Annotated in this window: 13 protein-coding genes; 3 read left to right on the top strand and 10 right to left on the bottom strand. The window is 65.0% G+C overall.

Translation table 11 applies throughout. The annotated features are described in order from the left end of the window. Positions 1–180: 180 nt before the first annotated feature. Entirely contained in the window at positions 181–2,118 is a 1,938-nt protein-coding gene (gene acs, locus AC3CD9_RS01335) for an acetate--CoA ligase (RefSeq protein ID WP_488365958.1), read from the top strand. 179 nt (positions 2,119–2,297) lie between these two features. Further along, positions 2,298–2,705, top strand: coding sequence for a phage holin family protein (locus tag AC3CD9_RS01330; RefSeq protein ID WP_039211350.1), 408 nt, complete (start codon positions 2,298–2,300; stop codon positions 2,703–2,705). 79 nt (positions 2,706–2,784) lie between these two features. On the opposite strand, the gene AC3CD9_RS01325 is transcribed toward AC3CD9_RS01330, so the two are convergent. Then, positions 2,785–3,516, bottom strand: coding sequence for an NUDIX hydrolase (locus AC3CD9_RS01325; protein ID WP_488365957.1), 732 nt, complete (start codon positions 3,514–3,516; stop codon positions 2,785–2,787). After that, positions 3,513–4,289, bottom strand: a complete 777-nt coding sequence (gene nth, locus AC3CD9_RS01320; RefSeq protein WP_488365956.1) for an endonuclease III — start codon at positions 4,287–4,289, stop codon at positions 3,513–3,515. Before nth ends, AC3CD9_RS01325 begins: the two co-directional genes overlap by 4 nt. 245 nt (positions 4,290–4,534) lie before the next feature. Here nth and AC3CD9_RS01315 point away from each other — a divergent pair, with 245 nt between their 5' ends. Next, on the top strand, positions 4,535–5,212 hold the full coding sequence (locus AC3CD9_RS01315) for a Crp/Fnr family transcriptional regulator (RefSeq protein WP_101545702.1): 678 nt from the start codon (positions 4,535–4,537) through the stop codon (positions 5,210–5,212). Positions 5,213–5,529: 317 nt separating this feature from the next. On the opposite strand, the gene AC3CD9_RS01310 is transcribed toward AC3CD9_RS01315, so the two are convergent. The 8 genes from AC3CD9_RS01310 to AC3CD9_RS01275 all read right to left on the bottom strand — a co-directional run bounded on the left by AC3CD9_RS01310 (position 5,530) and on the right by AC3CD9_RS01275 (position 13,435). Next, a complete protein-coding gene (locus AC3CD9_RS01310) occupies positions 5,530–6,294 on the bottom strand; it encodes an MBL fold metallo-hydrolase (RefSeq protein ID WP_488365955.1) in 765 nt (254 codons plus the stop codon). Beyond that, on the bottom strand, positions 6,291–7,262 hold the full coding sequence (locus tag AC3CD9_RS01305; protein ID WP_488365954.1) for an NUDIX hydrolase: 972 nt from the start codon (positions 7,260–7,262) through the stop codon (positions 6,291–6,293). The genes AC3CD9_RS01310 and AC3CD9_RS01305 overlap by 4 nt, the downstream gene beginning before the upstream one ends. Beyond that, a complete protein-coding gene (locus tag AC3CD9_RS01300; RefSeq protein ID WP_101545695.1) occupies positions 7,252–7,725 on the bottom strand; it encodes a RidA family protein in 474 nt (157 codons plus the stop codon). Before AC3CD9_RS01300 ends, AC3CD9_RS01305 begins: the two co-directional genes overlap by 11 nt. A 48-nt stretch (positions 7,726–7,773) precedes the next feature. After that, entirely contained in the window at positions 7,774–7,929 is a 156-nt protein-coding gene (gene sp36, locus AC3CD9_RS01295) for a Sp36 family protein (protein WP_009883339.1), read from the bottom strand. Between the two features lie 279 nt (positions 7,930–8,208). Beyond that, entirely contained in the window at positions 8,209–10,587 is a 2,379-nt protein-coding gene (locus AC3CD9_RS01290) for a transglycosylase domain-containing protein (protein WP_488365953.1), read from the bottom strand. A gap of 55 nt (positions 10,588–10,642) precedes the next feature. Continuing rightward, positions 10,643–11,575 (bottom strand): metallophosphoesterase, encoded by a 933-nt coding sequence (locus AC3CD9_RS01285; protein ID WP_488365952.1) that lies wholly within the window; start codon positions 11,573–11,575, stop codon positions 10,643–10,645. Positions 11,576–11,660: 85 nt separating this feature from the next. Next, the gene (locus tag AC3CD9_RS01280; RefSeq protein ID WP_488365951.1) at positions 11,661–12,569 is read right to left on the bottom strand and encodes a metal ABC transporter permease; all 909 of its coding nucleotides are present in this window, start codon (positions 12,567–12,569) and stop codon (positions 11,661–11,663) included. Beyond that, positions 12,566–13,435, bottom strand: a complete 870-nt coding sequence (locus AC3CD9_RS01275; RefSeq protein ID WP_488365950.1) for a metal ABC transporter ATP-binding protein — start codon at positions 13,433–13,435, stop codon at positions 12,566–12,568. The genes AC3CD9_RS01280 and AC3CD9_RS01275 overlap by 4 nt, the downstream gene beginning before the upstream one ends. Positions 13,436–13,437: the final 2 nt, after the last annotated feature.

Genomic DNA, 13,437 nt, shown 5'->3' with positions numbered 1-13,437 from the left:
CGGGGCGGCCCTTCCGTCGCCGCGCAACCATCGAAATCATGTGAGTCATACCACGACAAATGCGCGGTGGCTACCCCCGATTTCCCCGTTCATCGAGTGAAACTGCTCTCCCCAGCCCCCGACCACAGGTATACAGTGCAACTAGAATTTTCGATCCACCAAGGAAGTCGGAGGGAAAGCATGACCGAAACCGCTGCCGAGCAGACCGAGACGTTTGCCCCACCTGAGCAGTTCGCGGCCGCAGCCAACGTCAAGGCCGATGAATACGAACGCGCCGAGGCAGACTACCTGGGTTTCTGGGCCGAACAGTCCCGTGAGCTCGTCGACTGGCACGAAGACTTCGGCGAGGTCCTCGATTGGACGAACCCGCCGTTCGCGAAATGGTTCGTCGGCGGAAAGCTCAACGTCGCCTATAACTGCCTCGACCGTCACGTCCTCGCGGGCAACGGCGACCGCGTGGCCATCAACTTCGAAGGCGAACCGGGCGACTCCCGCACCTTCACCTATGCCGAACTCCTCGCCGAGGTGTCGAAGGCGGCGAACACGCTGACCGACCTCGGAGTGAAGACCGGCGACCGGGTTGCCATCTATCTGCCGATGATCCCCGAAGCGGTGATCTCGATGCTCGCCTGCGCCCGCCTCGGTGCGGCGCATTCCGTCGTCTTCGGCGGTTTCTCCGCTGATGCTCTGCACTCGCGCATCATCGACGCCGAAGCCCGCGTCGTCATCACCGCCGACGGCAGCTACCGTCGTGCCAAGCCCACGAGTCTCAAGCCGGCCGTCGACGAGGCGATCGCTCAGGGCGACACTCCTGTCGAGCACGTCCTCGTCGTCAAACGCACCGGTCAGGACGTCGACTGGGTCGAAGGCCGGGACCAGTGGTGGGAGGACTCCGTCGGCCGGGCCGGCGACACACACGAGTGCGAATTCTTCGACTCGGAGCACCCGCTGTTCATCCTCTACACCTCCGGTACGACAGGAAAGCCCAAGGGCATCCTTCACACCACCGGCGGCTACCTCACTCAGGTGCTGTACTCGATGAAGGCCGTCTTCGACATCAAGCCCGAGTCCGACGTCTTCTGGTGCACCGCCGACGTCGGCTGGGTCACCGGTCACTCCTATGTCGCCTATGGTCCGCTGGCCGCAGGCACTACTCAGATCATCTACGAAGGCACCCCGGACACCCCGCATCAGGGTCGCTGGTGGGAGATCATCGAGAAGTACAAAGCCACGATCCTCTACGCCGCCCCGACGGCGATCCGCACCTGCATGAAGTGGGGCGAGGAAATACCCGCGAAGTACGACCTCTCCAGTCTGCGCCTGCTCGGCAGCGTCGGCGAACCGATCAACCCCGAGGCCTGGCGCTGGTACCACCGCGTCATCGGCGGTGAGCGCTGCCCGATCGTCGACACCTGGTGGCAGACCGAGACCGGGGCCCATATGATCGCGCCCCTGCCCGGCGTGCTCTCAACCAAGCCCGGCTCCTCACAGCGCCCGATCCCCGGTATCTCCGTCGACGTCGTCGATGATTCGGGTGAGAACCCGGCGGGCCCCGAGGGCGGACTGCTCGTCATCCGCCGCCCATGGCCGTCGATGCTGCGCGGAATCTGGAAAGACCCGGAGCGCTTCAAGGAGACCTACTGGTCGCGGTTCGAGAACACGTACTTCGCCGGCGACGGCGCCCGCCGTGATGAGGACGGGGACATCTGGTTCCTCGGCCGAGTCGACGACGTGATGAATGTGTCCGGTCACCGCCTGTCCACCGCGGAGATCGAGTCCTCGCTCGTCGCCCATTCCAAGGTCGCCGAGGCGGCTGTGGTCGGCGCCGCCGACGACACGTCCGGTCAGGCCGTCGTTGCGTTCGTCATCGTCTCCAATGGCGTCGAGGACTCCCCCGAGACGTCTGAGGAGCTGCGTCAGCACGTCGGCAAGGACATCGGTCCCATCGCGAAGCCGAAGAAGGTCCATATCGTCACGGACCTGCCCAAGACCCGCTCGGGCAAGATCATGCGTCGTCTGCTCAAGGACGTTGCCGAGAACCGCGAGGTCGGCAATACGTCGACCCTCGCCGATGCCTCGGTGATGGACCAGATCGAAAAGTCCGTCACAGGAGCCTGAACCCCTCGCTCTGAGGCCGAAATAGGATGACCCGTCGGTGACAGACGACCCTGCCGCATAACGGCCGTCGTCCGGATCCGCCGGGTTTTCCCGGTTCCCCGCCGATTCGCCTTTGGCCGCAGAGCCCGTTCAGACTACTCTTAAGTTAGATTGTCCTCGTTCTCGATTTAGGAGCTCTCATGGCCGAACGGTCCATCAGCGAACTGATCAAAGGCATCAGCGACGATTCCAAAGCGATCGCCGAAGAAGAGATTGCCCTCGCCAAGGCCGAGGCCACTGCCGGTGCGAAGAACCTGGGCATCGGGGCCGGACTGGCCATCGTCGCTCTCTTCCTGCTCTTCCTGTCCTCGTTCATGGTGATCTTCGCCGGTGCGGCAGCATTCCATGAGGGTCTGGGCTGGCCATGGTGGGGCAGCTTCCTCATCGTCTTCGGCATCCTCGCCGTCATAGCGATCATCCTCGTCCTTGTGGCCCTCCCGCTGTTCAAGAAGGGCAACCCGGTTCCCGGCACCGCGATCGGTTCGGCCAAGTCGCTGGTGGCATCGGTCAAGCGCGCAGTGAAGAATCCCTCGGGACCCAGGTACTGACACCTCTCCCAATCTGAGAACCGCGGCAGGAACGAAGGCGGCGCCGGACATGAAGTCCGGCGCCGCCTTCGCATCTGCCTCAGAAGTCGATGGCGATGGGAGCCTTCTTGTCCCATTCGCCGGCCCAGCCGAGGTGTTCGAGAGCGAAGTCGAGGATGCCGGCGGTGAAGCCCCATACCTTGAGGACTCCGACGTCGAAGGCCGGGGTCGAGATCTTCAGATCGGGACGGGCGAAGGTTCCGCGGTTGGCGGGGGCGACGAGGTCGGCGATGGCCACCCGATAGACGGAGTAGGACTCCCGCTGATCCATCACCTGGACTCGGCCCGGCTGACGCCAATAGCCGATAACCGGAGTGACCTCGAACTTCGAGACGGGGATATAGAGCGGGTCCATCTCTCCGAGAACTTCGACGGTGTCCGGGGGGATTCCGGCTTCTTCCTCCGCTTCACGCAGCGCGGCGGCCGCCATGGAATCGTCTTCGGGGTCACGACCGCCTCCGGGGAAGGCGACCTGGCCGGGATGATGGCGCAGGGTCGCGGCCCGCTGGAGAAGAACGATGTCGACATCGGCGACGCCGAGTTCGGCCAGGCGCGATGCTTCTGCTCCTCCCGCCTCGGTGCGAGGCTCTCCCCCGCGCCCGAAGAGCATGAGCACGGCAGCGTCACGGGCGGACTGCTCGGCGGCGTCCTTCTGTCGGCGCAGCCACAGCGGGGACCCGTGCGAGGCGGCGAGACCTTCGAGCTGCCCGCGCAGGGCACCGTCGGCGATCGTCGCCGATTCGGGTGGAAGGTCGGGGATTCGGGCGCTCACTGTCCGTCCTCGGGGACAGCCTCCTCGGCGGGAGTGGCCAAGGGCGCCATTTCGAACCGGAGCATGGCACGCGCCCTGTCCGGGTCGAGTTCCCCGATCCCGAACGATGGGCACAGCTCGGTCAGGGGGCAGGCTCCACAGGCGGGTTTGCGGGAATGGCAGATGCGGCGACCGTGGAAGATCACCCGATGCGAAAGCATGGTGAGGTCCTTCTTCGGGAACAGCGCCGCGATCTCGTGCTCGGCCTTGACCGGATCGGTCTCCTCGGTCCAGCCGAACCGGCGGGCCAGCCGACCCATATGTGTGTCGACGGTCAGCCCGGGGGTGTCGAAGGCGTTTCCGAGGACGACGTTCGCGGTCTTGCGTCCGACTCCGGCGAGCTTGACGAGCTTGTCCAGCTTGTTCGGCACCACGCCGTCGTATTCATCGACGAGTTCATTCGCGAGCTTGACGATATTGCGGGCCTTGGCCCGGTAGAACCCGGTGGAGCGGATGTGCTCCTCGACCTCGATGAGATTGGCCACGGCCAGGGCGTGGGCGTCGGGGAAGGCGGCGAAGAGGCTCGGGGTGACCGAGTTGACCCGGATATCGGTGGTTTGGGCGGAGAGGACGGTGGCGATGAGCAGCTGGAACGGAGTCTCGAAGTCGAGCTCGCACTTCGCGTTCGGATACACCTCGGCGAGGATGCGATGGATCTTCCGCGCCCGGCGAGTCCGGCCCAGCGGGGTCTCCTTCGCGAACTTCCGCGCGCTCTTCTCTGCCACAGTCAACACGACTCACCATCCTAATCAGTGCCCCGTCATTCCGCAGTCATGCCGGTCACACCCGCGGCTCAGGCATGTGTGCCCAGATCGGCGCGCCGGGACACGACCATCTGCGGGAACGGCGTGGACGGGAGTCGTGTTGGGCGGTGCGGGAGAGGTTTTCAGACTGATGGGCCACACTCCCGCGTCTTTGCTGGTATCGATGCAGATGACCAGGTAGATTTATGTGTGATTATCACGACAAGGAGGAACCAGTGGATATTGAAGTGGTGCGGGGCGCGACGCTCTTCGCAGGTCTGGACGATGAAGCCACCAGTGCATTGATGAAGTTCATGAACCCGCGGAGTCTCCGTCGGGGAACCGTGCTCTTCCATGAGGGCGATGCCGGTGACGAGCTCTACATCGTCTCCTCGGGCAAGCTCAAGATCGGCCGTGAGTCCTCCGACGGCCGTGAGAACCTGCTGTCGGTGGTCGGCCCCGGCGAGATCATCGGTGAGCTCAGCCTCTTCGATCCGGGCCCGCGTTCGACCTCTGTCACCGCCGTCTCCCAGTCGGAGCTGCTCAGCCTCAAGCACGAGGACCTCACCACTTGGCTCAATGAGCGTCCGCAGGCCGCGATGAACCTGCTCAAGGCTCTCGCCCAGCGTCTGCGTCGGACGAATGAGACCGTCGGCGACCTCGTGTTCTCCGATGTGCCCGGCCGTGTCGCCAAGGCTCTGCTCGACCTCGCCGCCCGCTTCTCGAAGCCGGCTCCCGACGGTGTGCTCGTCGCTCACGACCTCACCCAGGAAGAGCTGGCTCAGCTCGTCGGTGCCTCTCGTGAGACCGTGAACAAGGCGCTGGCCGACTTCGCCGCCCGCGGCTTCATCCGTCTCGAGGCCCGCTCCGTCGTCATCCTCGACATGGACCGCATGCGCAACCGCGCCCGCTGATCCTCCCAGCGACCTCCGGCCGCTGTGGCCGCGTGGACGCCGCGACAAATGGACGCCCCAGCCGATTCGGCTGGGGCGTTCGTTCTGGTCGGGACAGGTGTGCGTCGTGGCCGGCGCTCGCCGTCTCAGGGGCTGTCGCGTGAGGCGTGGGAAGTTTCGTGATCGCGTTCTGATCCAGTCATCGAGTTTGAACTCGATGACTGGATCAGAACCCGAGTCGTGAGTGGTGTGTCATCCAGCTGGACCGAAGACGTGGCGCGCCAGGCGCCGCGGCAGGGCACTCAAGGTGCCTGCAGCTCCAGCGTCAGCAGCGGGACTCAGGCGTCGGCGGCGGGCAGGGCGTCGAGGTAGGCCAGCTGAGCCTTGACGATCTGCTCGGCCGCCGGCCGCACGCTGGAGTCGACGTCGTGGTAGACGATGTCGCAGACCTCCGAGGCGGTCTTCGCGCCCTGCTCCAATGCCGCTTTGACCTGCTCGATGCGTTCGAGTCGGTGGGAGCGGTAGTAGTCGATCACCTCGGCGGGGGCGTCGATGCGCTCACCGTGGGCCGGCTCGATGATGGCGAACTCCCCGGCGTCGAGCAGCTCCTTCAATCGGTCGAGGGAGTTCAGATAGTCGCCCAGGGAGCCTTCCGGGTGGGTGACGATCGTCGTCCCCTCCCCCAGGATCGTGTCGCCGCTGTAGAGGGCTCCGGAGTGGATGAGGCTGATGCTGTCGCTCGTGTGGCCGGGGGTGGCGACGACCCGCAGCACGTCGGCCGGAGTGTCACCGAAGGCGATCTCGTCGCCGTCTCCGACGGGGTCCGTGTGACGGGCGAAACGCTCGAGCACGGCATAGACGGGCACGTCGGGGGCCCACTGGTCGATGCTTCTAAGCATCTCGGAGTGGTCGGCGTGCTGGTGGGTGAGAACGATCGCCGCCAGATCACGGTCGGCCACCTCGGCGAGGAAGGCTTCACGATGATCGGCCATCTCCGGGCCCGGATCGATGACAACCGCGGACGTGTCATCCTGGCTGGTAAGCACGTAGGTGTTCGTACCCGTCAGTGTCATCGGGCCGGGGTTGTTCGCACGGATTCTCATGAGTCGTCGCTCTCCTCGTCTGTCGTTTCGTCATCGTCACCGCTGAATGTCAGGAAGCCAGGACTCTGGTCGTTGTCGGTCTCGCCGACGGCCACGGCCCGGTCGCGCAGGCTTCCTTTGCTGTGGGGGTCCTTGCCCGTGTGGATGACGACCTTCCAGTCGCCGTCGTCATCGACGATCTCCGGACGCAGCGGGTGGACGTTGCGGATCTGCGCCATGGCCGCGCCCACGGTCGGGACCTCGGCGAGGCTCTCGACGATGATGCGGGCGGCCGCGCCGATGCGGTCGGGGTCTCCTCCCACCTCGGCGATGATCTGGTCGGGGCGTTTCCATCCGGCGGAGGTCTCGTTCGGTGACAGGAAGTCGACGTCCTGGCCGAAGGGCACGGTAGCGATGAAGTAGGTGGTGTCGAACCGGTGCAGCTGGGTGGGGGTGTTGATCCAGCGCAGCCACGGTTTGCACAGATCGGGACGCAACCGCAGGTCTCGGTCGCGTAAGACCTGTGACCAGGACACTTCGTTCGAGAACAGCCTCGATCGGGTGGTGTTCCAGTCCGTCTGCGGTGTGGCCACGATTTCCCGGTCGACATCCTCGGCGAGCAGGATTCCGGTGGCAGCGAAGGTGATGCGGGCGGCCGCGGAGAAGTGGTGGAGGGCGCGGGATTTGTTTTCGATGCTCAGCGCACGGGCGCACCGGGCCGAATTCCATCCGGCCAGAGGCAGCTTCCGCACATCACCCGGGCGCAGGCTGCTGGTGGGAAATGCCCACCGGTTGCGGTCTTCGACGCCGCGGGCGTCGAGTTGCCGGGTGATGAAGAGTTCCAGCCCGTCCGCGGAATCCCGGATCAGCACGATCGCCGAGGTGGGGCGCGGGGCCTCCGGGACGGGCCACCGTCCGTCGGACTGCCAGTGGTCAAGCAGCCACCGCAGCTCCGACGAGACGGGAAGAGTGCGTCCGCTAAGCGGCATCGCCTGAGACCTCGACGATGACTTCGACCTCGACGGGGGTGCCCAGAGGCAGAGTGTTCACGCCGACCGCGCTGCGGGCGTGCTGCCCACGGTCTCCGAAGATCTCGCCATAGAGCTCGGACACGCCGTTGATGACGGCCGGCTGCTGGGTGAAGTCGTCGGCGGAGTTGACGAAGCCGGTGACCTTGACGACGCGCACGATCTTGTCGAGATCGCCGATGACTCCGGCGATGGCGGCCAGAGCGTTGAGCCCCGCGGTGCGTGCAAGTTGGTAGCCGGTGTCGAGGTCGACGTCCGTGCCGAGGTGACCGGTCGCAGGCAGTTTGCCGTCGACGACGGGCAGCTGGCCCGAGGTATAGACGTAGTTCCCGGTGCGCAGGGCGGGGACGTAGGCGCCGGCTGGTGTGGCGATCTCGGGCAGTTCGAGGCCGAGTTCGGAAAGGCGCTCAAGGGTCTTCGACATTGTTCTTCTTTCGGTGGGGTGGGGTGTCAACGGTCCGGCCGGTTCAGCTCATTCTTTGGGGCGTTTGAGGTAGGCCACGAGTCCGTTGTTGTCGGGCCCCGGGACGACCTGCACGAGTTCGTATCCGTCCTCACCCCACTGGTCGAGGATCTGCTTCGTCGCGTGGACGATGAGCGGCACGGTGACGTATTCCCACTTGGTCATGGTTCTCCTCAGTTGTTGGTGCGGCGCCGAAGCGGTCCGGGTGTTCCGGTATGACCAGGCTTTCCTGATGCGGTCGACGACGCTGGTCCGTTCCCCACACTAGCCCAGTCTGGGCACGCTGGGCACCTGTGTTCCGTGGGCGGCGGCTACTCCTGTTTCGCTGCGGCGACACCCGTGAAAGTCAGACAGCGAGGGCGGGGAGGATCTGGTCCTCCCCGCCCTCGCTGGAACGGTCTCCGCTGGGTTCTATCGGCCGGTCACGACCGGCACCTCATCGGCTCAGTTGCCGCCGAGGCCAGGAGCCTCGCCGCCTCCGTCACCGCCGTCACCGCCGCCTCCGTTTCCGCCGCCGTTTCCGCCGCCTCCGTTGTTTCCGGAGTTGCCGCTGCCACCGCCGCCGGTGCCGCCGCCACCGGTGCCGCCACCGCCGTTGCCGTGGCTTCCGCCACCGCCACCGCCGCCGGTGCCGCCACCGCCGCCTCCACCGGTGGACGAACCGCCGCCACCGCCGGAGCCGCCGCCGGAGAAGTACTTGCTGCTGGGCTTCGGGAACCCGGTATTGCCCTTGGTCTCCTTGACTGCTTGGCTCATGTAGGCCTGCCAGGTCTTACCGGAGATGGTCGCACCGTAGATGTGGCCTCTGACGGCGCCGGCGCCGTTGGTGCGCCAGTCGCGAGTGCCCCCCGGATCACCGGTCCAGACCGCAGTCGACAGCGTCTTGGTGAACCCGAGCAGCCAGGTGTGACCGACCTCGAAGTTCGTCGTACCGGTCTTGGCGCCCGCCGGCACGCCGATCTTCAGCGAGCTCGTCGTACCGCCGTTGAACGTCTGAGTCAGCGCGTAGGCGACGCCCTTGGCCACTTCCTTGTCGAGCACTCGCTTGCAGCCTTCGCCAGGCAGGTCGAGCTTCTTGCCGTTGCGGTCCTTGATCTCAATGATCGGCTTCGGTCCGCAGAATTCGCCTTCGTTCGCGAAGGTGGCGAACGCCGCAGCCATGGCGATCGGCGTGGTCTCCGTGGTACCGAGAATCGACGACGGAGACAGGGCTTGGATGAAGCCGGACTTGTCCTTGAAGTCGAGCGCCTCTCCGCTGCCATAGCGGATGCCGAGGTCCATCGCGGTGTCCATGACGTCACACATGTTCAGCTGGTTGCCCATCGCCGCGTAGCCCGTGTTGACGGACTTCTTCGTCGCCTCCAGCGCGGTCATCGAACCCTTGCCTTCACCGTCGCCGGCGTTGTTCGGGTCCCAGTCTCCGCCCATGTTCGGACAGCCCTCGTACTTCCAGGAGCTGGCCGGGAAGTTGCGCTTCGTCGCATTGACGGTGGTGTTGAGGCTCTTGCCTTCCTTCAGCCATGCCGTCAGGACGAAAGGCTTCCACGTCGAACCGACCTGGAAGCCACCGCCGCCGTTGTGTTTCTTGTCGACGGTGTAGTTGATCGAGGTCTTCTTGTTCTTGTCCTTCTTCTTGACCTCTCCCGCGGTGTATTCGCGGTTCTCGGCCATGGCGATGACTTCACCGGTTCCAGGTTCGATCGTCACGAGGGCGTGACCGGCGCCGGAGGGGTCGCCGACGGGGACGCGCTTCTTGATCTCTTTGTCCGCGATCTTCTGGATATCGGGATTGAGGCTCGTCTTGATCTTCAGACCGCCACGTTGAAGGAAGGCCAGGCGTTCATCAGCCGTGTCGCCGAAGGTGTCATCGTTCATGATGACGTTCTGGACATAGTTGCAGAAGAATTCTGCCTTGCTCTTGGCTGCCGAACAGCCGTTCGGGGTCTCATGCAGGTCGAGGTCGAGGTCGGTCTTGACCGCCTTGTCGTATTCCTTCTGCGTGATGTGGTCGTACTTGAGCATCTGCCCGAGCACGGTGTTGCGACGCTTGAGCACCTGGTCGGGGAACCGCTGCGGGTTGAACGCCGAGGGGTTCTGCACGATTCCGGCGAGCATCGCCGACTGTTGGATGTTGAGATCCTTCGCGTGGATGCCCCAGTACCGGTAGGCGGCGGCTTCGACACCGTAGACGTTCGGGGATCCCGAGTAGTTGTTGATGTTCATGTAGCGGTTGAGGATTTCCTTCTTGTCGTACTTCTTCTCAACCGCGACAGCGAGTTTGGCTTCGCGCAGCTTACGCGCATAGCCGGCGGTGCCTTCGGACTCCTTCGCCGCAGCCACACCTTCGGAGTCCTCCTCGGCATGCGCGTTCTCTGCCAGCACGTTCTTCACGTACTGCTGGGTCAGTGTCGATCCGCCCTGAGTCGTCGAGGACACCATATTGTGCACCGCTGCACGAGCGATGCCCTCGATGTCAACGCCGCCGTGTTCGAAGTACCGGTAGTCCTCGACGGCGATCGTCGCGTTCTGCATATCCTTCGAGATCTTATCCAGCGGGACCTCCTGGCGGTTCTGCCAGTAGAACTCCGCAAGCTCGGACCCGTCGGAGGCAAGCATCGTCGACTTCTCACCGAGGTCCTTGATCTCCAAGGTCGCGGGGAGTGAATCGAAGATCTCGACAGCGCTGTTCGCACTGGCTGTTGCGACACCGACTCCGGGAATGGCCAGACCGGCAGCGACGATTCCCGCCACTGCGCTGACGGCCACGAACTGCATGAACGCGCCCATTTTTGTGGGTGGGGCGTTTGACTCAGGAGACACCATGGTAGTCAGTTTAACGAATTTGCCTTGTGCAAATCTTCAGAAACCGCTGAACGGGTTAGGCCTTTGCGACGAGTTCCAAGACGCTGACTTCGGGTCGGCAGGCGAAACGCACTGGTGAGTACGGTGAGAATCCGAGACCGGCGGAGATGGCGACGAGGCTCTTCCGGTACGGAAAGACTCCGCGTGCGCGTGTCCGATCGAGGTCGCAGTTCGTCACCGGCGCGCCCCAGAAGGGTACGCGGATCTGTCCCCCGTGAGTGTGTCCGGCCATGATGAGGTCCGCCCCCGCCGAGGCGAACGCCTCCAAGGTCCGCGAATACGGGGCGTGTGTCACGCCCACCTTGAGGCCGGCCTCGGGGTCGAAGCGAGGATGCTCGAGGTCTCCCTCCCCTGGCGTTCCGCCACTCCACCGGATGCGGTCACGATCGATGTGCGCATCACCGAGCCCGGAGAAGTGGATGCGGGTGCCCTTGATCGTCAGGGCCGCCTCGGCGTTGTCGAGGAAATGCCACCCCCGCCCACCCGTCCCGGTGTCGCCCTCGAAACCACGGACGAGAGCCTTGACGTCGAGGTCCGGGTTGACGCGGTGTTTGACCTCCGAGGGTGAGCGCAGATACTTCGCGGGATTCTTCGCCTGCGGCGAGAAGAAGTCATTTGACCCCAGGACGAAGACACCGGGTGTGTCGAGCAGACCGGAGAAGACGTCGAGGACGTCGGGCACGATATCGGCCGAGAGGTTGTCACCGGTGTTGACGACGACGTCCGGTTCGAGCCGGGTGAGCGCTTTGACCCAGGAGGCTCGGTGCTTCTGCCAGGGCGCCAGGTGCAGGTCGGCGACGTGGAGGATCCGGATGGATTCGGCTCCGGTAGGCAGGATCGGCAGGGTGCGGCGGCGGATGGCGAAGAGGTGCGGTTCGATGACCGCACCCCAGATTCCGGCGGCCGTGGGGGCGGCAAGAGCACCGGCGAGGAGAGCGCGCTTCTTCATTCCCCCAACTCTATCCGCTCCCAGAACTACCTGACGGCGGCCCAGCAACCTCGCGCGAGGTTGTTGGGCCGCCGTCAGGTAGCAATCAGGGGGTGGGGATGGGGGTGTTGTGTTCTTTTGCGGCGCGGTGGGCGCGGCGGCGGTGCAGGGATTTCATCCGGCGACCGCCGACGAGGCGGCAGACGACGTAGATGAGGAACGAAATCGTCGTGACGAACGGGCTGATCGGGACCACCGGTGAACCGAGCGCAATGAGGATGCCACCGACCGAGGCGGTCACGGCGAAGATCACGCTGAGCACCGGAACCCACACCGGCGAGGCCGAGAGCTGAGTCGCCGCGGCGGCCGGGGTGATGAGGAGAGCGAGGACGAGGAGGACCCCGACGACCTGCACGCTCAGCGCCACGGCGAGTCCGAGGGTGAGCATGAAGACGATGGTGAGCACACTGACCGGCACACCTTTGGCCCGTGCCACCTCGGGGTCGAGGCTGGAGAACATCAGCGGGCGCCAGACGATCGCCAACACCACGAGCACGGCCAGCGCACAGATGATGAGGGTGAGGATCTGGCCGGGGGTGATCGCGACGATCTGGCCGGTGAGCAGCCCGAACTTGCTCGCAGCTCGCCCGTCGTAGAGGGCGAGGAAGAGGATCGCCAGTCCCAGGCCGAAGGGCATGAGGACGCCGATGATCGCGTTCTTCTCCGAATCCTTGGCCCCGCCGATGCCGATGATGAGAGCGGCGACGACGGACCCGACGATTGACCCGGTCACGACGTCGAAACCGACGAGCAGGGCGAAGGCGGCACCGGCGAAGGAGAGCTCGGAGACCCCGTGGACGGCGAAGGGGATGTCCCGAGCCATGACGAAGACGCTGATGAGGCCTCCGACGACGCCGAGGAGCGCCGCGGCGATGAGAGAATTGGCCAGCAGCGCGACGAGCTCGCCGTAATCCTCGAAGGTGAAGAGGTTGGCAAAGATCTGAGGAATGCTCATCGGTTCACCACCGTCCCGTCGAGGTCGAAGGAGTCATCGGGCAGGTTGTGGTGGTCAACGCATTCCTCTTCACCGCCGACGACGACGAGGCGGCCGCCGACGCGGACCACTTCGACCGGGGCCCCGTAGAGGCGGGACAGCGATTCGGTGGTCATCACCTCGGCGGGGGTGCCGATGAGGAAATGACCGCCGACGATATAGAGGACCCGGTCGACATACGGCAGGATCGGGTTGATCTCGTGGGTGACGAAGACGACGGCGGCATCGCGTTCGACCCGCTGCTCGTGCAGCAGCGCGGCCACCACCTGCTGGTGGTGCAGATCGAGGGACAGCAGTGGTTCGTCGCAGAGCAGCACCGTGGGATCATTGGCCAGGGACTGTGCCACGCGCAGTCGCTGCAGCTCACCGCCGGAGACCGTGCCGGCGGGGGCATCGGCATAGTCGGTGGCGCCGACGGAGGCCAAGAGGTCTTCGACCTTCTTCTTTCGTCCCCGGGACAGCAGGCCCATCCCCCACCGGTGACCGTCGATGCCCATGCGCACCAGATCGCGGCCGCGCATCGGAGTGTGCGGATCGATTCCGCGCTGCTGCGGAATGTAGCCGATGGCGGGATTGCCTTTGTGCACTTCCCGACCGCCGACCTCAGCGGTGCCGGCCGACAGCGCATTCTGTCCCAGCAGCACCTTGAGCAGGGAGGTCTTGCCGGTGCCGTTGGGGCCGAGCACGGCGAGGAACTCCCCGGGCGCGACGTCGAGGTCGAGATCGTGCCAGAGCACACGCGGGCCGAACCGCAGTTCAGCGTCGCGCAGTCGAATCACCGGCTCCCGGGGTGCTGGTTGCGCGGAAGCGTCGGATTCTTTGGCCATAG

It is taken from the genome of Brevibacterium sp. MGP-B1 (assembly GCF_057766545.1).
Note: the sequence above shows the minus strand (reverse complement) of the source record. Positions and strands in the feature narration are given on the sequence as shown.